This window comes from Pelagibacterium sp. 26DY04, from assembly GCF_031202305.1.
GTDB lineage: Bacteria > Pseudomonadota > Alphaproteobacteria > Rhizobiales > Devosiaceae > Pelagibacterium.
In genome coordinates this window covers 3,858,886-3,880,916 of sequence record NZ_CP101731.1, presented here as the reverse complement: position 1 = coordinate 3,880,916, position 22,031 = coordinate 3,858,886, and the positions used below count along the sequence as shown (strand labels likewise).

The following is a 22,031-nucleotide window of genomic DNA, read 5'->3' as shown; positions in this document are numbered from 1 at the left end:
AAGCGCGGCTCTCTTGGCGGTCCCCGCAAATCCTTTTAAATGGTGAATATGGACAGACCTGAGATAAATTCGTCTGAATTTTTATCGGCGCTATCGGCGCGCTCCCAGGACATCTTCCGCCGCCTGGTCGAGCGCTATATCGAGACCGGCGAGCCGGTGGGTTCGCGCGCCATCTCCAAAATGCTCGACATGCAGCTTTCCCCCGCTTCGGTCCGCAACGTCATGGCCGATCTCGAAGAACTGGGACTGATCGCCGCGCCCCACACCTCGGCGGGGCGCGCGCCCACCCAGGAGGGGTTGCGGTTCTTTGTCGATGCCATGCTCGAAGTGGGCGCCGTGGACGAAGCCGAGCGCGACCAGATCGCCCGCAACATAACGGGCGGCAGCCGCTCGGGCCGGGTCGAGGATCTCTTGAACGAAGCCAGCGCGCTGCTTTCGGGGCTCTCGCATGGGGCAGGCATGGTGATCGCGGCCAAGTCGGACATGGTGCTTAGGCACCTCGAATTCGTCCGCCTCGACCCCGAACGCGCCATGGCGATCCTTGTGGGGCAGGACGGGCAGGTGGAAAACCGCGTCATACCGCTGCCGCCCGGCCTCACCGCCAGCGCCCTCACCCAGGCCTCGAACTTTCTCGCCCACCACATCGTTGGCCGGACGCTCAAGGAGGCGCGGGAATCGATCCGCCGCCAGAGCGAGAGCCAGCGCGCCGAACTCGACGCCATCGCCCAGAGGCTGGTGGATTCGGGCCTGGCCTCGATGATCGAGGCCGATACCGCCGCTCCCACCCTTATCGTGCGCGGCCGAGCCAATCTCATCGACGACACCATGGCCTCCGAGGATCTGGCCCGCGTGCGCCAGCTTTTCGACGAGATCGAAACCAAGGCGGGGCTGATCGAACTTTTGAACGATGCCGAGACCGCGCAAGGGGTGCGCATCTTCATCGGCTCGGAAAACAAGCTGTTCTCGCTTTCGGGCTCTTCGGTCGTGCTTTCGCCCTATAAGGACGCCAATGACAAGGTGATCGGCGTGCTCGGGGTCATCGGGCCGACGCGGCTGAACTATGCGCGGATCGTGCCGGTGGTCGACTACACGGCCCATGTGGTGTCGCGGCTGATTTCCAAAAAAGGGGAGCTTTAACCAGCAGGCGCTCGCGGCAAACGACCCTTCTCCCCTTGAGGGAGAAGGTGGCCGGAGCGAAGCGGAGGTCGGATGAGGGGGGCGCCGAGTTCGCGACGACGATCGCGGCCTCATTGGTCATCGGACTTGAAAAATCCCGCCCCTTGGCCGATATGGCGGGCAACCAATTTCCCCCAATCGGTGAAAGAGCAATGATGAGCGACGACAACACGACGCCCGAGCCAACCGAAGAGACCAATCAGCGCCCCGAGGCCGAAGCGACCCAGGAAGCTGCTGCCGAGCCCACGGCCGAAGACCGCATCGCGCTGCTCGAAGACGAAAAGAACCAGTTGCGCGACCAGCTTTTGCGCACGGCCGCCGAGATGGACAATCTGCGCAAGCGCACCGAGCGCGAAATCGCCGACACGCGTTCTTATGCCATCGCCGGGTTCGCCCGCGACATGCTGGTGGCGACCGACAATCTTTCCCGCGCCCTGATGGTGATCCCCGCCGAAGCGCGCGAGACCGCCGACGGCACGCTCAAATCCCTGATCGAAGGGATCGAGATGACCGAGCGCGAGATGCAGCGCCTTTTGCAAAAGAACGGGGTCACCCCGATCCTCGCCGAGGGCGAGAAGTTCGATCCCCATCGCCACCAGGCCATGTTCGAGGTGCCCGATGCCTCGGTTCCCGAAGGCACCGTGGTCCAGGTGGTCCAGGCGGGCTACGCCATCGGCGAGCGCGTCCTGCGCCCCGCCATGGTGGGCGTTGCCAAGGGCGGCAACAAACCCGCGCCCAAGGCCGATCCCGATGGAGCGGCGCCGGGGGAAAGCATCGACAAATCGGCCTGACACAAGGGCCGAAAGTATCAGGGGGCTAGTGCTTGAAGGCTCAGGACCCCCTCCTTATATAGCCAGCAAGCCCGGGAAACCGGGGCTGAATTGAAAATCCCAGAGGGGTCTGGCACCGGCCGATCAATGCGATGCCGCAACGCAAAATGGGCGCGTTGAGGGGTCAGGGCCAAATTCAGGGACTCGCTCGAGAAAAGAGGTTTCTTCAATGGGAAAAGTAATCGGAATCGACCTGGGCACGACCAATTCGTGCGTCGCCGTCATGGACGGCAAGACACCTAAAGTCATCGAAAACGCCGAAGGCGCGCGCACCACGCCGTCGATGGTCGCCTTCACCAATGATGGCGAGCGCCTTGTGGGCCAGCCGGCCAAGCGCCAGGCAGTGACCAACCCCGAGGGTACGCTTTTTGCCGTCAAGCGCCTGATCGGGCGCCGGTTCGAAGACCCGATGGTCACCAAGGACAAGGGCCTTGTTCCCTATAAGATCGTCAAGGCCGACAATGGCGACGCCTGGGTCGAGGTGAACGGCAAGAAGTCTTCCCCTTCGGAAGTTTCGGCCATGATCCTCACCAAGATGAAGGAAACCGCCGAATCCTATCTCGGTGAACCCGTCACCCAGGCGGTGATCACCGTCCCGGCGTACTTCAACGATTCCCAGCGCCAGGCCACCAAGGATGCCGGCAAGATCGCTGGCCTTGAAGTGCTGCGCATCATCAACGAGCCGACCGCCGCCGCGCTCGCCTACGGGCTCGAAAAGCGCGAATCGGGCACCATCGCCGTTTACGACCTTGGCGGTGGCACCTTCGATATCTCGATCCTCGAAATTGGCGATGGCGTGTTCGAGGTGAAGTCCACCAATGGCGACACCTTCCTTGGCGGTGAAGACTTCGACATGCGCCTCGTCGATTACCTTGCCGACGAGTTCAAGAAGGAGCAGGGCATCGACTTGCGCTCCGACAAGCTCGCCCTGCAGCGCCTCAAGGAAGCTGCCGAAAAGGCCAAGATCGAGCTCTCGAGCTCGAGCCAGACCGAAGTCAACCTGCCGTTCATCACCGCGGACGCCTCGGGCCCCAAGCACCTGCAGCTCAAACTCACCCGCGCCAAGTTCGAATCGATCGTCGAAGATCTCATCAAGCGCACCATCGAGCCCTGCCGCGCAGCGCTCAAGGATGCCGGGATTTCGGCCGGCGAGATCGACGAAGTGGTGCTGGTCGGCGGCATGACCCGCATGCCCAAGGTCCAGGAAGAAGTGAAGAACTTCTTCGGCAAGGAGCCGCACAAGGGTGTGAACCCCGACGAAGTCGTCGCCATGGGCGCCGCCATTCAGGCGGGCGTGCTCCAGGGTGACGTCAAGGACGTGCTGCTGCTCGATGTGACCCCGCTGTCGCTCGGCATCGAAACCCTGGGTGGCGTCTTCACCCGGCTCATCGACCGCAACACCACCATCCCGACCAAAAAGAGCCAGGTGTTCTCGACCGCCGAAGACAATCAGTCGGCCGTCACCATCCGGGTCTTCCAGGGCGAGCGTGAAATGGCGGCCGACAACAAGATGCTCGGCCAGTTCGACCTCGTGGGCATCCCCTCGGCGCCGCGCGGCGTGCCGCAGATCGAGGTGACCTTCGATATCGACGCCAACGGCATCGTCCAGGTTTCGGCGAAAGACAAGGGCACCGGCAAGGAGCAGCAGATCCGCATCCAGGCGTCGGGCGGTCTCTCGGACGAAGACATCGAAAAGATGGTCAAGGACGCCGAAGCGAACGCCGAAGCCGACAAGAAGCGCCGCGAGACCGTGGAAGCGAAGAACCAGGCCGAGAGCCTCGTTCATTCGACCGAATCCTCATTGAAGGAGCATGGCGACAAGGTCTCGGCCGAGGTCAAGTCCGAGATCGAGGCGGCTATCGCCGAGACCAGAACCGCGCTCGAAGGCGACGACCCCGAGGCGATCAAGGAAAAGTCGGCGGCCCTCGCCCAGGCCTCCATGAAGCTCGGCGAAGCCATGTACAAGGCCAGCCAGGAAGAAGCCGAGGCCCAGGCCGCAAGCGATGCCAAGGATGACGACGACGTGGTCGACGCCGACTTCGAAGAGGTCAAGGACGATGACGACAAGAAGTCGGCCTAAATCGAGCTGGTTGCTCACCCTTCAGTGCCGCCTTCGGGCGGCACTGTCGTTTGAAGGCACCAGTTTCACGTGAATCAGCCAGCCCTGCTGGCCTTTTCGCCGCCGCCTATGGTAACTGGCGGCAAGGATGATTACCTAGAAGCGCAACGAGGCCGGGAGTTTCCGGTCCAATGAGACGCTCAAAGACACGAACGGTTGGTTTGGCACAAGAGATGATCTTGCATCCGTCCTGCACTTGCCCCTGCCGCGACGAGGGGAAACTTTAAACATTATGTCCAAGGCCGATTTCTATTCAGTGCTCGGGGTGGAAAAGGGGTGCGATGCCGCCGCGCTCAAATCCGCCTATCGCAAGCTCGCCATGCAGTACCACCCGGACCGCAATCCGGGCGACAAGGACGCCGAGCACAAGTTCAAGGAAGTGTCGGAAGCCTACGACACGCTCAAGGATCCGCAAAAGCGCGCCGCCTATGACCGGTTCGGCCACGCCGCCTTCAATGGCGGGGGCGGCGCCAACGGGTTCGGCGCCGATTTCTCCTCGTCCATGTCCGATATCTTCGAGGACATTTTCGGGGAGTTCATGGGCGGAGCGCGCGGCCAGCGCCAGCGCGACGGCCGCCAGCGCGGTTCCGACCTGCGCTACAATCTCGAAATCACCCTCGAGGATTCCTTTACCGGCACCACCGTCGATATCGACGTGCCCACGCTTATTGGGTGCGAAACCTGCGACGGCTCGGGCGCCAAGCCGGGCACCGGCTTTTCCACCTGCCGCATGTGCGGCGGCCACGGCAAGGTGCGCGCCGCGCAGGGGTTCTTCACTATCCAGCAGACCTGTCCCCAGTGCCATGGGCGCGGGGAGACCATGGATCAGCCCTGCACCGATTGCCACGGCAAGGGCCGGCGGCAGACCAGTCGCACGCTTTCGGTCGATATCCCCAAGGGCATTGAGGACGGCACGCGCATTCGCCTTGGCGGCGAGGGGGAAGCGGGCCTGCGCGGCGGGCCGGCGGGCGATCTCTACATCTTCGTTTCCGTCAAACCCCACCAGCTCTTTTCCCGCGACGGCGCCGATCTTTACGCCAAGGTGCCCATCTCGATGATCACCGCCGCTCTCGGCGGGGAATTCGAGGTACCCACGCTTGAAGGCTCCCGCGCCAAGGTGAAGGTCAACGAGGGCACCCAGCCTGGCCAGCGCGTGCGTTTGAAGGGCAAGGGCATGCCGGTGCTGCGTTCGAACCAGATCGGCGACCTCTACGTCCAGCTCGACGTCGAAACCCCGCAAAAGCTCACCAAGCGCCAGCGCGAATTGCTCGAAGAGTTCCAGTCAATCTCGAGCGCGGAAACCTCCCCGGGCTCGGAAGGCTTCTTCGACAAGCTCAAACACATGTTCGGGTGACGCAGTCACCTCGACCTCGGGCAGAAGGCCTCTCGCCGGCCTGGGAGCGTGAGGAGCCTCGTCGTCTTCGCCCTCGGGCTTGATCCGGGGACTGACCCGGAGACCCGCAAGCCTTCCACTTCTTCAGAAGGTGTGTGCCCCTGACTCTCTCCTCAGGAAGCTTCGGGCTCCCGGCTCAAACCCGGACGCCACACGATCATCGTCTTCGGCGGACTTGCAGGACAGGGTTGCTGACGCTTAACTGCGCCCGGACACCACGGAGACGCCCATGCCCCGCACCGCCCTCACCCTCTGCGGATCGCTCCGCACCGGATCGGTCAACAAAAAGCTCCAGGACATCATGGATGCGCGCCTGCGGGCGGCGGGGGTAGAGGTCAATTCGATTTCCCTCAAGGATTTCGAAATGCCGATCTTCAACGCCGATCTCGAACCCGACAACGTGCCTGAAGCGTCGGTGCGGCTGGCCGATCTGTTCCGCAGCCACGACATCGTCTTCATCGCCTGCCCTGAATACAATGGCGGCGTGCCCCCGCTCGTCACCAACATGCTCGCCTGGATCTCCCGCCAGCGCCCTTCACCCTTCAAGCACGCGGTCTTCGGCATCGGCGGGGTGAGCTCGGGCAAATACGGAACCATCTGGGCGCAAAGTCATCTGCGCGATTCGCTCACCAAGGGCGGCGCGCTGGTGGTCCCGACCCTCCTCGGCATCGGCCCCGATGCCACGGCCTTTACCGAAGACGGCGAAATCGCCGAGCCGCCCATCCAGGCCAAGATAGAGCAGATGGTGCGCGAACTCACCCATTTCTCCCGCGGCGGGATTTGAGGAAGGCGCCGGCAGAGCTCCTCCCAGGCCATCGCCTCTCCGCAACCACACACTGTGTCGCCCCAAGCTCGGCCCGGGGCGACACGGTGGAGGTGAGGCAGGGCACAGCCCCGCCTCCCGCCCTCACCACGCTCTACCGTCGAGGTCTCCGGCAGCTCAACTGCTTATCTCCACCGTCACACCACCCTCGATCGTCATCCCGGCCTTGAGCCGGGATCCAGTACACTCAGCGCCTGAGCCCCAGCCGTAACGCTTCCCCCCGGAACCCCTTCTCCCCTGGTGGGAGACTTCGAACCGTCCTTTGGCCAATCGTGCCGGTGGCACGATTGGAGGTGAGAAGGCCATGAGAGCGGAGCCTGCCCCTCGCGAAGGCGGGGGCTCGAATGGCAGGGGATGAGGGGGGCGCTGAGCTTCCACAGACACAGGCGCAAAAAAACTTATCCCCGCCCTTCGCACTTCCCCCATACTCCCCCTCACGACCCCGCGCATATGGACGCAAGCGCTACGAACGTTTGGGCGGGATCGGTTCGGGTTCCTCACGGGTCGCCGTGGGGAAGGCCCAAAGCGGACAGATGGCCGGATGTGGATAAAAGGTGTGAGCGGACCACCAATCCAATCACTCCCACGTCGCACCGGGGAAACCCGGAGGGGCAGCGGGAAATCATCGGCAACGGTGGCTTCCCAACAACCCCCAGCCCGAGACGCCGCCATAAGCCCAAAATCCCGGACGCATGGGGCGATGATCGCTTCATACTAACAAATACAGCACGAGGCGTTCATCGCCCCATGCCGTCTATCCAATCATCAACCGAGGCCTCATGGCCGTCGGGCGCTTTTGCGCGCGTCGTTGCGGTGTGACCCGCACGACAAGACAACCGCTGACGCTTGCGCTTGGGCGCAAGTCATGGCATCGAGCCCAAAGATTTCAACAGAGCGCGAGGGGAAATGCCATGGCCGGAGATCTGATCGTCGGGCTCGATGTCGGTACGCGCTACGAGGCCGAAAACATCATCTCAAGGCTTGGCGACAACGCCGAGTTCTTCAAGATCGGCTACCAGCTCTTTTACGGCGGCGATGGGCTGACCGTGGGCAAGGAGCTGATCAAGGCCGGCAAAAAAGTATTCTTCGACCTCAAGCTCCTCGATATCGACAACACCGTCGAAAAGGGCGTCGCTGCCTTTGCCGAAACCGGCGCGGCGATGCTCACGCTTCACGCCTATCCCAAGGCGATGAAAGCCGCCGTCAAGGCCGCCCAAGGCTCGGGCCTCTGCCTGCTCGGGGTTACCGTTCTCACCTCGATGGACGAGGATGATTTGAAGGACGCCGGCTACGGCATGGCCATTCCCGATCTGGTTGCCCGCCGCGCCGAACAGGCGCGTGACGCGGGCATGGGCGGCATCGTCGCCTCGGCGTTCGAAGCGGCGAAAATCCGCGAGATCGTCGGTCCCGACATGGCGATCGTCACCCCCGGCATTCGCCCGGCAGGCGCCGAAAAAGGCGACCAGAAGCGGGTGATGCCTCCCGCCGACGCGCTCAAGGCCGGCGCCAGCCATCTTGTCGTCGCGCGCCCGATCATTGCGGCGGACGATCCCCGGCAGGCGGCCCAGGCCGTGCTGTCGGAAATGGCAAGCGTTTAGGAGTACGCCTGATGAAGATCGGCATCGTGGGCGCCGGCGGGCGCATGGGACTCACCAATATCAAGGCCGTCTCCGCCCATCCGGACCTCACCCTCGTCGCCGCCATCGATCGGCCCGGATCGCCGGTCATCGGCAAGGATGTGGGACTGTTGGCCGGGGGCGAAGAAACCGGCATCGTCATCGGCGACGACGTGGAGGCGCTGATTTCGGCGGCCGATGCCATCATCGATTTCACCGCCCCGGCGGTCAGCGTCGATCTGGCCCGGCGCATTGCGGCCAAGGGCCTCATCCACATCGTCGGCACCACCGGCTGCTCGCCCCAAGACGACGCGGCGATCGCGCAAGCGGCCGAAGATGGCGCGCGCATCGTCAAATCGGGCAATTTCTCGCTCGGGGTCAATCTCCTCGCCGCGCTGGTCAAAAAGACGGCCCAGACCCTCGACATCGATTTCGACATCGAAATCCTCGAAATGCACCACCGCCACAAGGTCGATGCCCCCTCGGGCACGGCGCTCCTTTTGGGCGAAGCTGCCGCCGAGGGCAGGGGGATCGAGCTCGCGGCCCATTCGGTACGTGTGCGCGACGGCCATACCGGGGCGCGCGAGCCCGGCTCGATCGGCTTTGCCACGCTTCGCGGCGGCGGCATCGTGGGGGAACATTCGGTGCTGTTCTCTTCGACAGCCGAGACCGTCACCTTTTCGCACTCGGCCCGCGACCGTTCGCTTTTCGCCGATGGCGCCCTGCGCGCCGCGCTCTGGGCGGCCGACAAGCCCAAGGGACTTTATTCAATGGCCGACGTGCTCGGCCTTACCGATTAAGGGAGACATCATGACCGGCACGCTGATCCTGGTTCGTCACGGCCAGAGCGAATGGAATTTGAAGAATCTTTTCACAGGCTGGCGCAATCCGAGATTGACCGAGCTGGGCATCGAGGAAGCCCGCAAGGCCGGCAAGGCGCTCAAGGACCGGGGCATCGTGCCGGACGCCTATTTCACCTCGGCCCTCACCCGCGCCCAGCGCACCCTCGACCTGATGCTCGAGGAAATGGAAATCACCGACCTTACGATCGTGCGCAACCACAAGCTCAACGAGCGCGACTATGGCGATCTTTCCGGGCTCAATAAGGATGATGCGCGCGAAAAATGGGGCGAGGAACAGGTCCATATCTGGCGCCGCTCCTATGACGTGCCCCCGCCGGGCGGCGAAAGCCTCAAAGACACCGCCGCGCGCGTCCTGCCCTATTACGAGGCCGAGATCGAACCGCTTTTGAAGGCCGGCAAGACCGTCTTGGTCACCGCCCACGGCAATTCCCTGCGCGCCCTGGTGATGAAGCTCGAAGGCCTTGACGAAGAAGCGATCCTCAAACGCGAAATCGCCACCGGCGCGCCCATCGTCTACGGCATCGATCCAGAGGGAAAGCGGGTCTCGACCGAGGAGCTTTAGCGGCAAGCGCCGATTTCTGTTGCACGGGAACTGAGTTCGTGGAGGCTGAGGAGCTAGCCAAAAGAGCCCCCTTCTCCCCTGGTGGGAGAAGGGCCGGGGATGAGGGGGGCGCAGCCTCTCGGCATGCGCCCGCCCAGCGATCTACCCCTGCGACACCAACCCCGCTTCCCACCCCAGGATCGCCCGCTTGCGCACGATCCCCCAATGGTAGCCGGTCAGCGCCCCGCTCGACCCCACGATCCGGTGGCAGGGCACGACGAAAGAGATCGGATTACGCCCTACGGCCCGCCCGATCGCCCGCGCCGCATTGGGCCGCCCCACGGCCCGGGCGACCTCGCCATAGGTGGCGGCGCGACCGGCGGGAACTTTCAGCAGCGTTTCCCACACCTTGATCTCGAACTGGCTGCCGATCATCACCAGCCGCACCGGCTGGTCGGGGTCCCAGCGGGTGGAATCGAAAATCCGGGCCGCGGTCGGGACCACCGCCGCATCATCGCGCCGATAGTGGGCATTGGGCCAACGATTGGCCAGATCCTCGAAGGCGTAATCTTCCCGCCCCGGATCGGCAAAAGATATCCCCGCCACGCCATATTGGGTGATCATCAGGCATACGGTTCCAAAGGGGGAGGGGGCATAGCCCCAGGTCACCTCCAGCCCCGCACCCTTGGCGCGGTAAATGCCTGGCGGCACCGCGTCATAGGTCACGAACAGATCATGGAGGCGGGAGGGGCCGGAAAGCCCCACTTCGAAGGTGGTGTCGAGCACGCTCATATTGCCGCGCAAAAGCTTGCGCGCATGATCGAGCGCCACGGCCTGGGCAAAGCTCTTGGGGGTGAGCCCGCACCAGCGGCGGAACATCTCGACCAATTGGCGCTCGCTCATGGAAAGCGCATGCGCCAGTCCGGCGATATCGGCGGCCTCGGGACCGGGCGTCGAGAGATATTCGATCGCCCGAGCAATCGTTGCATAGGTCTGGCTGTCGCTCATCTGCGGCAGCGTTGAGGTGAGAATGGGAGCATTTGCGTTCATGATCGTCATCCTAACTCCGCCCCCGACGCGCAACGACCCGATTTTGACGCCATCTCAGGCCTTGGCGCGGTGCAGGGCGGGCGCGAACATTTCGGCAAAGCTCGCCTTGTCGTCGGGCGTCAAAAACTTGCCGATCTCGACTTCGCCATCGCGGGTTTCGATCTTGAGCGCGATCACCCTGTCCTCGCCATCGCGAACCACCGAAAAGCGCACCGCGAACGGGTTGAAGGAAAAACTCGTCTCGCGCCCCTTGCGGTTCACCCGCCTGATATCGAGGGCATCGGGCCAGAGGGTGATTTCCTCGAACGCGTCCTTGTCGGCATAGGAAGCGGTCAGCGCCCAGGTCAACAGCACCACATCGAACCCCAAGAGCCCCACCACCGGCCAGGCGCCCATGGCAAAGAACGCGATGCCGGGAATCGAAGCCATGATCGCGGTGAACGCCACCACAAAGCGGATCCCTTGCGGAGAAAGCGAGCGGTGCGGCGTGAGCAGTACGGCAAAGAGCGGGCTTTGGGTCATTGCTGGGTTGCCTTTTTCCCTTGCCCCCATTCTAACGGAGCCTGAACCGAAACGCCAAGCACTTCGCCGATGCCCAAGCCCCTCACCAAAGCCGAGATCGAAGCGATCTTTAGAGCCTTCGCCGAGCACGATCCCGAACCGGAAGGCGAGCTCGAATATGTCAACATCTTCACCCTGCTGGTCGCCGTGGTGCTCTCGGCCCAGGCGACGGACGTGGGCGTCAACAAGGCGACAAGGGCGCTGTTTGCCGCCGCCGACACGCCCGAAAAGATGGTGGCGCTGGGGGAAGAGAAGATCCGCGATTTCATCAAGACCATCGGGCTCTACCGCAACAAGGCCAGGAACGTCTTTCTTCTCAGTCAGGCGCTGATCGAAAAGCATGGCAGCGCGGTTCCCGCCGATCGCGATGCGCTCGAGGCGCTGCCCGGCGTGGGACGCAAGACCGCCAATGTGGTGCTCAATATCGGCTTTGGCCAGCCCACAATCGCCGTCGATACCCATCTCTTCCGCGTCGGCAATCGCACCGGCCTTGCCCCGGGAAAGACCCCGCTGGCGGTCGAGCTGCAGCTTTTAAAGCGCGTGCCCAAGCAATATCTGCTGCACGCCCATCACTGGCTGATCCTGCACGGGCGCTATATCTGCAAGGCCCGCAAGCCCGAATGCTACCATTGCATCATCGCCCAATGGTGCCGCTATCCCGACAAGACCCCACCACCGGGTTAGAGTCCGGTTGCGCCAACTGGGTCGATGCCGTAAGCGGTGAGGCTGAATTGCAATTACAAAAATCCCGGAGCGCCGATGACCACGCGGTTCGACGTTTTGACCATCGGCAACGCCATCGTCGATGTGATCGCCCCGATCGAGGAGAGATTTCTCGCTGATGAGGGCCTGCGCAAATCGATAATGCATCTGGTTGATGCCGAACGCTCGGCCGATCTCTACGCCAAGATGCCCGAGAAAAAGACCATCATCCCCGGTGGCAGCTCGGCCAACACCGCTGCGGGCGTTGCCGCATTGGGCGGACGGGCAGCGTTCGTTGGCAAGGTGGCCGAGGATGAGCTGGGCCTCATTTTCCGGGACGATTTCGACACCAAGGGCATCGGTTACGAAACCGACTATCTGCGCGATGGCCCCGCAACCGCCCGCTGCATGATCCTGGTCACCCCCGATGGCGAGCGCACCATGAACACCTATCTGGGCGCCTGCCAGCAATTGACCGAAGCCGATATCGTCGAGGAGACCATCGGGGGATCGGCCATCACCTATATGGAAGGCTATCTCTGGGATCCCCCCGAAGCGAAAAAGGCCTTCGTCAAAGCGGCCCATTTTGCCCATAAGGCCGAGCGCCCCACCGCGATCACGCTTTCGGACCCCTTCTGCGTCAACCGCTTCCGCGCCGAGTTCCTCGACCTCATCCGGTCGAAAACCATGGACTATGTCTTCGCCAATATCGAAGAGGCCAAGGCGCTTTACGAAACCGACGATCTCAACGTCGCCGTGCGCCAGCTTGCCGAGGACGCCGAGATCGCAGCCGTCACCATGGGATCGCGCGGAGCGATGGCGATCCGGAACGGCGAGATCGTCTCGGTCCCGGCCTTCCCGGTCACCAGCGTGGTCGATGCCACCGGCGCAGGCGATCTTTTCGCCTCGGGCTTCCTGCTGGCCACTGCGCGCGGGCAATCGATGGAAGAGGCTCTGCGCCTGGGCTGTCTCGCAGCATCCGAGGTCATCTCCCATTATGGGGCCCGCCCAGTTGCGGATCTGAAGGAAATGGCGCGCGGCGAGGGGATCGCGGTTTAGCGCCTCAAACCTTGCGTAGCGCCACTTCGTGGATGGCATGATCGGCGCCCTTTTTGAGCACCAGATCGGCGCGCCCGCGGGTGGGAAGAATGTTTTCCCGCAGGTTCGGCAGGTTGATGTTCTGCCAGATGGTGCGCGCCGTGCCTTCGGCCGCGCCTTCGGACAATTCAGAAAAGCGCTTGAAAAAGCTCTTGGGGTCGCGGAACGCCGTTTCGCGCAGCTTCATGAAACGCTCGATATACCAGGCTTCCAGCACCTCCTCGTCCGCATCGATGTAAATCGAAAAATCGATGAAGTCGGAGGCAAAGACGATGGGCTTGCCGGTGCGCGGTAAATCGCCGGGCTGGAGGATGTTGAGCCCCTCGACGATCAGGATGTCTGGGCTTTCGACCGTGGTCATCTCGTCAGGCAGAACGTCATAGACAAGGTGCGAATAGGTGGGGGCGGTAACTTTGGGCTTGCCGGATTTGACGGCGGCCAGAAACTCAACAAACGCCGCGCGGTCGTAGCTTTCGGGAAAACCCTTGCGTTCCATCAATCCGCGCTCGGCCAGGACCGCATTGGGATAGAGGAACCCGTCGGTGGTCACCAGATCCACCTTGGGCGAGGTCGGCCAGCGGCGAAGCAGGGCGCGCAGGATACGGGCGGTGGTCGATTTGCCCACCGCGACCGAGCCGGCGACCCCGATGATGAAGGGCACCTTGGCGCCATTGTGTCCCAGAAAGCGGGTGGAGGCGTGATGGATGCCCTGAATGGCCTCGACGTAAAATGAGAGGAGACGGGTCAGCGGCAGGTAGACGATTTCGGCTTCGGCGAGCGAAATCGGGTCGTTGAGCGCACGCAGATGCTCGATATCCTCGGCGTCGAGCGTCATGGGCTCGTCGGCACGCAGCCGGGCCCATTCCTCTATCGAAAAGGTGAGATAGGGGGCGTAGGTGATCTTCTTGGACATCCTCATTGCTCGGTGCGCGCCGCCTTTTCGGCCAGTCCCGATTGCGCGGTGCGCCGGCCGAGCTCATCGGTCACTTCCGAAAGCGCCACCCCTTCGGAGCGCAGCAGCACGAGGAGATGATAGATGACGTCGGCGCTTTCCTTGACCAGTTCGGCCCGATCGCCTGTGACGGCGGCGATCACCGCCTCGGTGGCTTCCTCGCCGAGCTTTTGCGCGCATTTGGCCGTGCCCTTGGCCAGGAGCTTTGCCGTATAGGACTCCTCGGGCGAAGCCTTGGCCCGTTCGGCAAGGCGCGCATCGAGCGCTTCGATGGTCAATGTCATTGATGGTTCTCCTCTTCCCTGAGGATGGTCTAGCTCAAGAAGTGCCGATCAGTCGAGCCGCATGGGAATGCCGGCGGCCGCCATATGGGCCTTGGCTTCGCCAATGGTGAAGGTGCCGAAATGGAAGATCGAAGCGGCGAGCACGGCGGTCGCGTGTCCCTCTTTGACCCCGTCGACGAGATCGTCGAGCGTGCCCACCCCGCCCGATGCGATCACCGGCACGTCGACGGCATCGGCAATGGTGCGGATGAGCGCCAGATCGAAGCCCGATTTGGTGCCGTCGCGATCCATTGATGTGACCAGCAATTCCCCCGCGCCGCGCTCGACGGCGCCGATGGCGAATTCGACGGCATCGATGCCGGTCGGCTTGCGGCCGCCATGGGTGAAAATCTCCCAGCGGCCCGGTTCAACTCGTTTGGCATCGACGGAGACGACGATACACTGGTTGCCGAACTTGTCGGCGGCCCGCGCCACGAAATCGGGATCGGCGACAGCGGCCGAATTGATCGACACCTTGTCGGCCCCCGAAAGCAGGAGCTTGCGGATATCGTCATTGCTCCTGACTCCGCCGCCGACTGTCACCGGCATGAAGCAGTGCTCGGCAGTGCGCGCCACCACGTCGAAAATGGTGTCGCGCCCTTCATGGCTTGCAGCGATATCGAGAAAGCACAACTCGTCCGCCCCCGCCGCGTCATAGGCGATCGCCGCTTCGACCGGATCACCGGCGTCGCGCAGATCGACGAAGTTGACGCCCTTCACCACGCGGCCGTCCTTGACGTCGAGACAGGGAATGATGCGAGCCTTGAGGGTCATGGTTTTGTTCCAGGCTTGGGCCGTTCGGCCCGGTAGGCGAGATAATGGGTGACCATAAAGACCAGCCAGACCAGAAGCGCAACCGTACCGCCCGGTATGGTGGCCAGCATGAACCAGCCCATGACGAACATGGCGGCCAGCAACCCGCCCATATCCATGCCGAAAACGACGCAGGGGTAAGCCCTTGCCTCGTTGAGCGTGCACCCATTGGCCTCGGCGATGGCGGAGCTGGCCAGGACGGAAAGCAGCGGCGCGGTTGCAACGAGCACGATGATGACGAAAGCCATGGCGTAAAGGTGCCATGGGAACTTCGCCACCGCATCGGTGCTCATTATGCGACCGCCTCCAACAGCGCCAGTGCTTCACGTGAATCAATGCGTCCGTCATAGAGGGCCCGGCCCGAAATCGCGCCTTCGAGGATCTGTGCATCGGGTTCGGTCATCCGGCGGATGTCCTCCATCCCGGCAAGCCCACCCGAGGCGATCACGGGGATCGCAGTGGCATTGGCGAGTTGGAGGGTAGATTCCCAATTGATGCCCTTGAGCACACCGTCGCGGTCGATATCGGTATAGATGATCGCCGCGACCCCGGCACCCTCGAAGCGCTGCGCCAATTCGATCGCGGTCAGTTCAGACGTTTCCGCCCAGCCTTCCACCGCGACCTTGCCGCCACGGGCATCGATCCCCACGGCGACCTGCCCGGGAAACGCCTTGCAGGCGGCTTTGACCAGTCCGGGATCACGGACCGCAACGGTACCGAGGATCACGCGGGCAAGACCCTTGTCGAGCCAGTTTTCGATGTGGGCCAGTGTTCTGATGCCTCCGCCGAGCTGCACGGGAAAATTCACCGCCTCGAGAATGGCCTCCACCGCCGCGCCATTGACGCTCTCCCCGGCAAAGGCGCCGTTGAGATCGACGACATGGAGATATCGGAACCCCTGATCCTCAAAGCTTTCGGCCTGGGCAGCGGGATCGTCGTTAAAGACCGTCGCCTGCTCCATATCGCCAAGTTTCAATCGAACGCACTGACCGTCTTTGAGGTCGATTGCCGGGAAAAGGATCATGGGCGCCACGCAAGGAAATTGCCGATCAGAGCCAGGCCGAGCGCCTGGCTCTTTTCGGGATGGAACTGGGTGCCGAAGATGTTGTCGCGACCGATGATGGCCGTGATCGGCCCGCCATAATCGGCGGTGGCGATCACTTCGTCGGGATTGTGCACCTTCATATGATAGGAGTGGACGAAATAGGCGTGCAGCCCGTCCTCGCCCGTTTCGATACCATCGAGCAGGGCGTGCGGGTGGTTCACGGTGAGCGTGTTCCAGCCCATATGCGGCACCTTGAGCGCGGCATCGGCGGGCACGATTCTTTCAACCGCGCCTTCGATCCACCCCAGCCCCTCGGTTTCCACCTTCTCGCGGCCAACGCTTGCCAGAAGCTGCATGCCCACGCACACGCCAAAGAATGGCGTGTCGCCCGCGATCACCTTCTCGTTCAGCACCTCATGCATGCCCTGGACGGCATTGAGTCCGGCCATGCAGTCGGCAAAGGCGCCAACGCCGGGCAGCACGATCCGGTCAGCCCGCCGCACCGCTTCGGCATCGGAGGTGACGACGATTTCGGTATCGGTGCCCTGCGCCGCGCGGGCAAACGCCTTCTGGGCGGATTTGAGGTTCCCCGCGCCATAATCGATGATCGCGACGGTCTGGCTCATGGCCGGGCTCCATAGGTTTTTTTCAGCCACAGCCGCTCGGCCGTCACCCGATCAGGCGCTGCAAATTCGCCGCTGGCGACCCAATCGCGATGCTCGAGCGCCCGCGCGCCAATCCCAGGGGCGGCAAACCCGGTCCAGAGCGCAAAGACGACGTAAAGCCCCATTGCCGCGCCCCCCCCGATCGACGACGCCGCCCAGAACAGGGTGGCGGCGACAAGGATCCAGAGCACGAGGTAAGCCCAGGTGCCGCGCGCGATCGCCCAGAGCGGCGAAAAGAAAAAAGCGCTCCAGATGAAGCGGTCGGGCAGAACCAATAGCGCTTCAGGCCCTTTGTCGGGCTTGGCGTAGATCGAATAGAGGGTCATTGGACCGATCCTGACGGACGTAAGGGTCCGCAATAGCCTAAAGAACACCCTTGGTCGAGGGCACCTGGTCTCCAGAGCGCGGATCGATCTCGATCGCCTGGCGCAACGCCCTTGCCAACGCCTTGAACAGGCTCTCGGCGATATGGTGGTTGTTGTCGCCGTAATGATTTTCCGCGTGCAGCGTGATCCCGGCGTTAATGGTCAGCGCCTGGAAGAATTCGCGCACCAGTTCGGTATCGAAGGAGCCGATCTTGGGCGCGGAAAAATCTACGCGCCAGACGAGAAACGCCCGGCCCGACACATCGAGCGCCACCGACGATTTGGTTCCGTCCATCACAAGGTCGCACGACCCGTAGCGCATGATGCCGCGCTTGTCGCCCAGCGCCTGTTTCAGCGCCTGGCCGATGGCGATCCCCACATCTTCCACCGTGTGGTGATCGTCGATCTGCAGATCCCCCTTGGCATGGATCGCCATGTCGATCAGCGAATGGCGCGAGAGCTGGTCGAGCATGTGATCGAAAAAGCCAACGCCGGTCTCGATCTGGTGCACGCCGGTGCCGTCCAGATCGAGGGCGACCGAAATCTCGGTCTCGTTGGTCTTGCGGTCGAGCTTTGCCTTGCGCATGGCGTGCCCCTTTTTCGGGAGTTTTTCGACGGTTGCTTCTAGAGCATTTCAGCTTTTCTTTGAATCGCTTCAATACTCCAAGTCTTTGTTTTGTCGCGTGTCCGAACCGCAAAAGCGTTCCACTTTTGCTGGACACGCTCTAGCAGCTTAACGGGCAACGGGAAAGCCCGGCGCTTTGCTGCGACATTGCATTTAGCGCGCGCAATCCTAAATAAAGGCCAACACATCTCCTTCCCACCAAAGGCATTCAGAATTTCATGACGACAATCGTTTCAGTCCGAAAGGGCAATCAGGTGGTGGTCGCCGGCGACGGGCAGGTCACGCTCGGCCAGACGGTCATCAAGCATGGGGCAAAAAAGGTCCGGCGCCTGGCGGGCGGATCGGTCTTGGCCGGCTTTGCTGGCGCGACGGCCGACGCCTTCACGCTCTCGGAGCGCTTGGAAGCCAAGCTCGAGCAATACCCCGGCCAGTTGATGCGTGCCTGCGTGGAGCTGGCAAAGGACTGGCGCACCGATCGCTATCTGCGCCGGCTCGAGGCCATGATGATCGTGGTCGACAAGTCCGACACGCTGATCCTGACCGGCACCGGCGACGTGCTTTCCCCCGAAGACGGCATCGCCGCCATCGGCTCGGGCGGCAATTACGCGCTGGCCGCGGCACGGGCGCTCGCCGACAGCGATAAATCGGCCGAAGAGGTTTCACGCAAGGCCATGGAGATCGCCGCCGACATCTGCGTCTACACCAATTCCGATCTCACCGTCGAAACCCTCGAGACGGACGCTTGACCACCATCCGACAATTGGGGCCGGACGACGCCCAGGCCTATCGCGACCTGCGGCTCGACGGCCTCAAATCGGATGCGCGGGCCTTCGCCTCCAGTTATGGCGCAGAATCAAGGCTCACGCTCGACGACCACCGCCGGACGCTGGAAAACAACGTCGTCCTTGGCGCGCTCGGCAATGACCGCCTTCTGAGCGCCGTCGCCTATTTCGTTCCCCGCCATGCATCAATGGCCCATCGCGGCCATGTCTGGGGCATGATCGTTGCTTCGGACGCGCGGGGGCAGGGGATCGGCAAAAAGGTGCTTTCGGCTCTTGTCGAGCACGCCCGGAGCGCGGGTCTGCGCCAGCTCCATCTTGGCGTGGGCGCCTATAACGTTGCGGCCATCCATCTCTACAAGCGCCTGGGGTTCTGCACATACGGCACCGAGCCCAGGGCACTTCACATCGACAATCAGGATATCGACGAGCACCTCATGGTGCTGTTCCTAGACAAAGAAGACCAACAATGACCGACAGAAGCTTTTCCCCTCGCGAGATCGTTTCCGAACTCGACCGCTATATCGTGGGCCAGTCCGATGCCAAGCGGGCCGTGGCCATCGCGCTGCGCAACCGTTGGCGCCGCCAGCAGCTCCCAGAGGATATAAGGCGCGAGGTTTCGCCCAAGAACATCCTGATGATCGGCCCGACCGGCGTGGGCAAGACAGAGATCTCGCGCCGTCTCGCCCGCCTGGCCCAGGCGCCGTTCGTCAAGGTCGAAGCCACCAAATTCACCGAAGTGGGCTATGTGGGCCGTGACGTCGAACAGATGATCCGCGATCTGGTCGAGGCCGGCATCGTCATCCTCAAGGACAAGAAGCGCGCCGAGGTGAAGGCCAAGGCTCACCTCAATGCCGAGGAGCGGGTGATCGACGCCCTGGTCGGCCAGTCCGCGACGCCCTCGACCCGCGATGCGTTCAGAAAGAAGCTGCGCGCCAACGAACTCGACGACAAGGAGATCGAGATCGAAGTACCCGCGACCGGTGGCAATCCCATGTTCGACATGCCCGGCATGCCGGGCGGCGGCATCGGCATGATCAATCTCTCCGACATGTTCGGCAAGGCGTTCGGCGGCCGCACGCAGAAGCGCAGCGTTAAGGTCAAGGATTCCTACGATCTGCTCATCAACCAGGAAGCCGACAAGCTCCTCGACCAGGACAAGATCAACCTCGAAGCCATCGAGCTTGTCGAAAATCACGGCATCGTCTTCATCGACGAGATCGACAAGGTCGCCGCCCGCGAGGGCGGGGTGACCGGCGGCCCCTCGCGTGAGGGCGTGCAGCGCGATCTTCTGCCTCTCATCGAAGGCACAACCGTTGCGACCAAATACGGGCCGGTCAACACCGACCATATCCTGTTCATCGCCTCGGGCGCCTTCCACGTAAGTAAGCCCAGCGACCTCTTGCCCGAACTCCAGGGCCGCCTGCCGATCCGCGTGGAGCTACGGGCGCTGACGCGCGAGGACTTCATCGCCATTCTCTCGGACACCGAATATTCGCTGATCCGGCAGTATGTGGCGCTGATGGGCACCGAGAACGTCACCCTCGAATTCACCCCCGACGCCATCGAGGCGGTGGCCGATATCGCCGTTTCGGTCAATGCGACTGTGGAAAACATCGGCGCGCGCCGGCTGCAGACCGTGCTCGAAAAGCTCGTCGAGGACATCTCATTCGAAGCCCCCGACAAGGCGGGCACAACGCTGACCATCAATGGGGAGCGGGTCCGCGAGACCGTGGGCAAGATGGCCGGGGACACCGACCTCAGCCGCTATATCCTTTAGTCACCCCCGAAAAACGCGATGGCGCGGCCGGCGAGCAGCACGGCGATCCACAGCAGGATCGACAAGGCTGCCGAAAGCCGCGCCATCAGCGTGTGCGGCGCCGCGTGCCAGCGGCCGAAAACGAAAAATCCCGCATTGGCCAAGGCCAACCCGATCAGCACGAGCTTGGTGATGAACACCGGATTGCCGGCGTAATTGTCCGGCTGGACTGAAAACAGAAGAAATCCGGTCAAGGCCGCGGCCAGAAGCGCGCCGATCGCCAGCGGACGCAAGGTTTCGATCGTCGCATCGAGCGCCACCTTTTTCCCCAGGCCCAGCATGCGAAAATCCATCAGCAGCGCCGTAGTGACCAGCACGCCCAGCGAGAGGATGTGCAGGGCGTTGACCAGGGGATAGGCGTAGATGTCGCGCCGCAGGAATTGTGCGAGCGGGAGTTGCTCGACCGCTTCCAGCATCTAGCGCTGATCGTACTCTGCAGCGAATTCGGGATAGACATCGAAGGTGCCCACCTCGGTCACCAGCCGCACCGCCTTCATCCGATAATCGGTTTCTTCGAGCGCCCGGTGACCGATGGCGGTCACGCTATCGCCGTTCGCCACCGTGGTTTCGTCAAACCCTGTGGCAAGGGTGCGATCGACCGGCGCCAGTTCCACCGTCCATTCCCGCGTGCCGTCATCGAGCGTGAGGGTGGGATGGGGCTGGCCGATATAGATATCGGTCAAGGTGCCCTCGAGTTCGAACCATTCCTCGCTGGTCCACGACCAGCCGTGATGGGCGAAAACCGGTGCTGCCGTGACGAACGGGGCGACGAGGGCGAAAGCGATGAGATCGCGACGGGAAAGCCATGCCATGGTGCGGTCCTCCGAACGCCGGCTTTGCCGGCCTTTCGGCTTTAACGCGCAACCCGTTGCGGCGTTCCTCCTAGCCGCGCTTGACCGCCCTTCGCATCACCTCGTCGCGCAGGGCGCGAAAATCCTCGGCGCTCAGCCGCCCCACTTCGCGGGCCAGGACGTTGGTCAATTCCGTCGCCTCGGGCACCATCCCGGAGGTATCGATCGTCATCTTGGGATCGGAGATTTCCGCCAGCCGCTGGATTTCCTCGGCCTCGTCCCAGATGACGTTGAAATAGGCGATGATGCGCTGGACCATGAACCATGTCGGCTTGCCGCGCTTGCCGTGTTCGAGCGCTGAGAGATAGGCGCTCGACACGTTGAGCGCCTTGGCCATGTCCTTTAACGCGATGCCGCGCTCGGCCCGCAATTTCCGCAATTTGGCGCCGAGCGGGGTCACATCTGCCTCTTGCGTTTCAATCGCACATAAAGCGCGCCGCCGCCGCCATGGCTTTGGTGGGCCGGATCGATTCCGGCCACAAGCGGAGCCAGTTCGGGCGCGTTGAGCCAGAGCGGCACCATGGACCGCAGAATGCCTTTGTGCTCCATCTGCAGGTAGCCGGTTTTCTTGATCCCCTTGCCGGTGATGATCAGCAGCGTCCTGTCGCCGCGCGCCGCCCGGGCGGGAACGAAAAGCTCGAGCGCGGCGCGCGCCTGGTCCTGGGTCATGCCATGAAGGTCGAGCGTGGCGTCGATCGGTTCATGGCCGCGCGACAGGCGGCGCTTGAGATTGGGTTCGATCGATTTTTCCGAGGCCGCCACCTTGGAGGCGGCGATCACCGGACGCGTCGAGGGCAGGGGAGCGCGGGCAAAACGAGGGGAATTGTCCTTCGGCTTGCCTGCATCGGGCTCCTGCCCTGCCTCTTCGAGCGCGTCGAGCAGCGCCTTGGGATCGGCACTCTTGCGCTTGAGAAGCGGGTCGACCGTCTGGCCGACCGCGTTCCAAAGGTGCCAGTCACGCACCGGTCCGGGCTTTTTGGATCTCGGTCCGGACGGTTTTCGGGCCATGGTAAACGGAGCCT

General features: G+C 62.9%; 27 protein-coding genes. 13 read left to right on the top strand and 14 right to left on the bottom strand.

Features of this window, described 5'->3' with window-relative positions:
* Positions 1–48 precede the first annotated feature (48 nt).
* From hrcA to NO932_RS19270, 8 genes are all read left to right on the top strand, one after another.
* A complete protein-coding gene (hrcA, locus tag NO932_RS19305; RefSeq protein WP_309163458.1) occupies positions 49–1,137 on the top strand; it encodes a heat-inducible transcriptional repressor HrcA in 1,089 nt (362 codons plus the stop codon).
* Between the two features lie 191 nt (positions 1,138–1,328).
* On the top strand, positions 1,329–1,967 hold the full coding sequence (gene grpE, locus NO932_RS19300) for a nucleotide exchange factor GrpE (protein ID WP_309163459.1): 639 nt from the start codon (positions 1,329–1,331) through the stop codon (positions 1,965–1,967).
* A 208-nt stretch (positions 1,968–2,175) separates the two neighbouring features.
* Entirely contained in the window at positions 2,176–4,086 is a 1,911-nt protein-coding gene (dnaK, locus tag NO932_RS19295; protein ID WP_309208988.1) for a molecular chaperone DnaK, read from the top strand.
* A gap of 271 nt (positions 4,087–4,357) precedes the next feature.
* Positions 4,358–5,479, top strand: coding sequence for a molecular chaperone DnaJ (gene dnaJ, locus NO932_RS19290; protein WP_309208987.1), 1,122 nt, complete (start codon positions 4,358–4,360; stop codon positions 5,477–5,479).
* 268 nt (positions 5,480–5,747) lie between these two features.
* On the top strand, positions 5,748–6,302 hold the full coding sequence (locus tag NO932_RS19285; protein ID WP_309208986.1) for an NADPH-dependent FMN reductase: 555 nt from the start codon (positions 5,748–5,750) through the stop codon (positions 6,300–6,302).
* Positions 6,303–7,252: 950 nt separating this feature from the next.
* A complete protein-coding gene (pyrF, locus tag NO932_RS19280) occupies positions 7,253–7,939 on the top strand; it encodes an orotidine-5'-phosphate decarboxylase (protein WP_309208985.1) in 687 nt (228 codons plus the stop codon).
* 11 nt (positions 7,940–7,950) lie between these two features.
* A complete protein-coding gene (gene dapB / locus NO932_RS19275) occupies positions 7,951–8,757 on the top strand; it encodes a 4-hydroxy-tetrahydrodipicolinate reductase (RefSeq protein ID WP_309208984.1) in 807 nt (268 codons plus the stop codon).
* A 10-nt stretch (positions 8,758–8,767) separates the two neighbouring features.
* A complete protein-coding gene (locus NO932_RS19270; RefSeq protein WP_309208983.1) occupies positions 8,768–9,382 on the top strand; it encodes a 2,3-bisphosphoglycerate-dependent phosphoglycerate mutase in 615 nt (204 codons plus the stop codon).
* A 141-nt stretch (positions 9,383–9,523) separates the two neighbouring features.
* Here the strand turns inward: NO932_RS19270 and NO932_RS19265 are convergent, their stop codons facing one another.
* Positions 9,524–10,411, bottom strand: a complete 888-nt coding sequence (locus NO932_RS19265) for a methylated-DNA--[protein]-cysteine S-methyltransferase (protein WP_309208982.1) — start codon at positions 10,409–10,411, stop codon at positions 9,524–9,526.
* A gap of 54 nt (positions 10,412–10,465) precedes the next feature.
* Positions 10,466–10,933 carry a DUF2244 domain-containing protein gene (locus NO932_RS19260; protein WP_309208981.1) on the bottom strand — a complete coding sequence of 156 codons (468 nt, stop codon included), beginning with the start codon at positions 10,931–10,933 and terminating at the stop codon, positions 10,466–10,468.
* A 69-nt stretch (positions 10,934–11,002) separates the two neighbouring features.
* Between NO932_RS19260 and nth the strand changes: the two genes are divergently transcribed.
* A complete protein-coding gene (nth, locus tag NO932_RS19255; protein WP_309208980.1) occupies positions 11,003–11,656 on the top strand; it encodes an endonuclease III in 654 nt (217 codons plus the stop codon).
* Between the two features lie 75 nt (positions 11,657–11,731).
* Positions 11,732–12,733: an adenosine kinase gene (locus tag NO932_RS19250; RefSeq protein ID WP_309208979.1), complete on the top strand. Its 1,002-nt coding sequence runs from the start codon at positions 11,732–11,734 to the stop codon at positions 12,731–12,733.
* Positions 12,734–12,737: 4 nt separating this feature from the next.
* Here the strand turns inward: NO932_RS19250 and coaA are convergent, their stop codons facing one another.
* Genes coaA through hisB form a run of 8 tightly spaced genes read right to left on the bottom strand, consistent with a single transcriptional unit; the run spans position 12,738 to position 17,521 of the window.
* Positions 12,738–13,685, bottom strand: coding sequence for a type I pantothenate kinase (gene coaA, locus NO932_RS19245; protein ID WP_309208978.1), 948 nt, complete (start codon positions 13,683–13,685; stop codon positions 12,738–12,740).
* 2 nt (positions 13,686–13,687) lie between these two features.
* Positions 13,688–14,008 carry a phosphoribosyl-ATP diphosphatase gene (locus NO932_RS19240; RefSeq protein WP_309208977.1) on the bottom strand — a complete coding sequence of 107 codons (321 nt, stop codon included), beginning with the start codon at positions 14,006–14,008 and terminating at the stop codon, positions 13,688–13,690.
* Positions 14,009–14,056: 48 nt separating this feature from the next.
* A complete protein-coding gene (hisF, locus tag NO932_RS19235) occupies positions 14,057–14,821 on the bottom strand; it encodes an imidazole glycerol phosphate synthase subunit HisF (protein WP_309208976.1) in 765 nt (254 codons plus the stop codon).
* The gene (locus NO932_RS19230) at positions 14,818–15,153 is read right to left on the bottom strand and encodes a hypothetical protein (RefSeq protein ID WP_309208975.1); all 336 of its coding nucleotides are present in this window, start codon (positions 15,151–15,153) and stop codon (positions 14,818–14,820) included. The genes hisF and NO932_RS19230 overlap by 4 nt, the downstream gene beginning before the upstream one ends.
* Positions 15,153–15,884, bottom strand: a complete 732-nt coding sequence (gene hisA, locus NO932_RS19225) for a 1-(5-phosphoribosyl)-5-[(5-phosphoribosylamino)methylideneamino]imidazole-4-carboxamide isomerase (protein WP_309208974.1) — start codon at positions 15,882–15,884, stop codon at positions 15,153–15,155. Before hisA ends, NO932_RS19230 begins: the two co-directional genes overlap by 1 nt.
* Positions 15,881–16,531, bottom strand: coding sequence for an imidazole glycerol phosphate synthase subunit HisH (gene hisH / locus NO932_RS19220; protein ID WP_309208973.1), 651 nt, complete (start codon positions 16,529–16,531; stop codon positions 15,881–15,883). The genes hisA and hisH overlap by 4 nt, the downstream gene beginning before the upstream one ends.
* The gene (locus NO932_RS19215) at positions 16,528–16,896 is read right to left on the bottom strand and encodes a DUF2628 domain-containing protein (RefSeq protein ID WP_309208972.1); all 369 of its coding nucleotides are present in this window, start codon (positions 16,894–16,896) and stop codon (positions 16,528–16,530) included. The genes hisH and NO932_RS19215 overlap by 4 nt, the downstream gene beginning before the upstream one ends.
* A 37-nt stretch (positions 16,897–16,933) precedes the next feature.
* Complete coding sequence (gene hisB / locus NO932_RS19210; RefSeq protein ID WP_309208971.1) at positions 16,934–17,521, bottom strand: imidazoleglycerol-phosphate dehydratase HisB; 588 nt, start codon at positions 17,519–17,521, stop codon at positions 16,934–16,936.
* A gap of 257 nt (positions 17,522–17,778) precedes the next feature.
* Between hisB and hslV the strand changes: the two genes are divergently transcribed.
* Genes hslV through hslU form a run of 3 tightly spaced genes read left to right on the top strand, consistent with a single transcriptional unit; the run spans position 17,779 to position 20,119 of the window.
* Positions 17,779–18,306, top strand: coding sequence for an ATP-dependent protease subunit HslV (gene hslV, locus NO932_RS19205; protein ID WP_309208970.1), 528 nt, complete (start codon positions 17,779–17,781; stop codon positions 18,304–18,306).
* Positions 18,303–18,812, top strand: coding sequence for a GNAT family N-acetyltransferase (locus NO932_RS19200; protein WP_309208969.1), 510 nt, complete (start codon positions 18,303–18,305; stop codon positions 18,810–18,812). The genes hslV and NO932_RS19200 overlap by 4 nt, the downstream gene beginning before the upstream one ends.
* Positions 18,809–20,119: an ATP-dependent protease ATPase subunit HslU gene (gene hslU / locus NO932_RS19195; RefSeq protein WP_309163485.1), complete on the top strand. Its 1,311-nt coding sequence runs from the start codon at positions 18,809–18,811 to the stop codon at positions 20,117–20,119. The genes NO932_RS19200 and hslU overlap by 4 nt, the downstream gene beginning before the upstream one ends.
* Here hslU and NO932_RS19190 read toward each other — a convergent pair.
* From NO932_RS19190 to NO932_RS19175, 4 genes are all read right to left on the bottom strand, one after another.
* Positions 20,116–20,574: a hypothetical protein gene (locus NO932_RS19190; RefSeq protein ID WP_309208968.1), complete on the bottom strand. Its 459-nt coding sequence runs from the start codon at positions 20,572–20,574 to the stop codon at positions 20,116–20,118. The two genes, hslU and NO932_RS19190, sit on opposite strands and share 4 nt — an antisense overlap.
* A complete protein-coding gene (locus tag NO932_RS19185) occupies positions 20,575–20,970 on the bottom strand; it encodes a hypothetical protein (RefSeq protein WP_309208967.1) in 396 nt (131 codons plus the stop codon).
* 70 nt (positions 20,971–21,040) lie between these two features.
* The gene (locus NO932_RS19180; RefSeq protein ID WP_309208966.1) at positions 21,041–21,409 is read right to left on the bottom strand and encodes a helix-turn-helix transcriptional regulator; all 369 of its coding nucleotides are present in this window, start codon (positions 21,407–21,409) and stop codon (positions 21,041–21,043) included.
* Entirely contained in the window at positions 21,406–22,017 is a 612-nt protein-coding gene (locus NO932_RS19175) for a Smr/MutS family protein (RefSeq protein WP_309208965.1), read from the bottom strand. Before NO932_RS19175 ends, NO932_RS19180 begins: the two co-directional genes overlap by 4 nt.
* Positions 22,018–22,031 lie beyond the last annotated feature (14 nt).

Bases quoted from the DNA above. Each gene is read 5' to 3' on its own strand.
- hrcA (WP_309163458.1), top strand. From the start codon at position 49: ATGGACAGACCTGAGATAAATTCGTCTGAATTTTTATCGGCGCTATCG.
- grpE (WP_309163459.1), top strand. From the start codon at position 1,329: ATGATGAGCGACGACAACACGACGCCCGAGCCAACCGAAGAGACCAAT.
- dnaK (WP_309208988.1), top strand. From the start codon at position 2,176: ATGGGAAAAGTAATCGGAATCGACCTGGGCACGACCAATTCGTGCGTC.
- dnaJ (WP_309208987.1), top strand. From the start codon at position 4,358: ATGTCCAAGGCCGATTTCTATTCAGTGCTCGGGGTGGAAAAGGGGTGC.
- NO932_RS19285 (WP_309208986.1), top strand. From the start codon at position 5,748: ATGCCCCGCACCGCCCTCACCCTCTGCGGATCGCTCCGCACCGGATCG.
- pyrF (WP_309208985.1), top strand. From the start codon at position 7,253: ATGGCCGGAGATCTGATCGTCGGGCTCGATGTCGGTACGCGCTACGAG.
- dapB (WP_309208984.1), top strand. From the start codon at position 7,951: ATGAAGATCGGCATCGTGGGCGCCGGCGGGCGCATGGGACTCACCAAT.
- NO932_RS19270 (WP_309208983.1), top strand. From the start codon at position 8,768: ATGACCGGCACGCTGATCCTGGTTCGTCACGGCCAGAGCGAATGGAAT.
- NO932_RS19265 (WP_309208982.1), bottom strand. From the start codon at position 10,411: ATGAACGCAAATGCTCCCATTCTCACCTCAACGCTGCCGCAGATGAGC.
- NO932_RS19260 (WP_309208981.1), bottom strand. From the start codon at position 10,933: ATGACCCAAAGCCCGCTCTTTGCCGTACTGCTCACGCCGCACCGCTCG.
- nth (WP_309208980.1), top strand. From the start codon at position 11,003: ATGCCCAAGCCCCTCACCAAAGCCGAGATCGAAGCGATCTTTAGAGCC.
- NO932_RS19250 (WP_309208979.1), top strand. From the start codon at position 11,732: ATGACCACGCGGTTCGACGTTTTGACCATCGGCAACGCCATCGTCGAT.
- coaA (WP_309208978.1), bottom strand. From the start codon at position 13,685: ATGTCCAAGAAGATCACCTACGCCCCCTATCTCACCTTTTCGATAGAG.
- NO932_RS19240 (WP_309208977.1), bottom strand. From the start codon at position 14,008: ATGACATTGACCATCGAAGCGCTCGATGCGCGCCTTGCCGAACGGGCC.
- hisF (WP_309208976.1), bottom strand. From the start codon at position 14,821: ATGACCCTCAAGGCTCGCATCATTCCCTGTCTCGACGTCAAGGACGGC.
- NO932_RS19230 (WP_309208975.1), bottom strand. From the start codon at position 15,153: ATGAGCACCGATGCGGTGGCGAAGTTCCCATGGCACCTTTACGCCATG.
- hisA (WP_309208974.1), bottom strand. From the start codon at position 15,884: ATGATCCTTTTCCCGGCAATCGACCTCAAAGACGGTCAGTGCGTTCGA.
- hisH (WP_309208973.1), bottom strand. From the start codon at position 16,531: ATGAGCCAGACCGTCGCGATCATCGATTATGGCGCGGGGAACCTCAAA.
- NO932_RS19215 (WP_309208972.1), bottom strand. From the start codon at position 16,896: ATGACCCTCTATTCGATCTACGCCAAGCCCGACAAAGGGCCTGAAGCG.
- hisB (WP_309208971.1), bottom strand. From the start codon at position 17,521: ATGCGCAAGGCAAAGCTCGACCGCAAGACCAACGAGACCGAGATTTCG.
- hslV (WP_309208970.1), top strand. From the start codon at position 17,779: ATGACGACAATCGTTTCAGTCCGAAAGGGCAATCAGGTGGTGGTCGCC.
- hslU (WP_309163485.1), top strand. From the start codon at position 18,809: ATGACCGACAGAAGCTTTTCCCCTCGCGAGATCGTTTCCGAACTCGAC.
- NO932_RS19190 (WP_309208968.1), bottom strand. From the start codon at position 20,574: ATGCTGGAAGCGGTCGAGCAACTCCCGCTCGCACAATTCCTGCGGCGC.
- NO932_RS19185 (WP_309208967.1), bottom strand. From the start codon at position 20,970: ATGGCATGGCTTTCCCGTCGCGATCTCATCGCTTTCGCCCTCGTCGCC.
- NO932_RS19175 (WP_309208965.1), bottom strand. From the start codon at position 22,017: ATGGCCCGAAAACCGTCCGGACCGAGATCCAAAAAGCCCGGACCGGTG.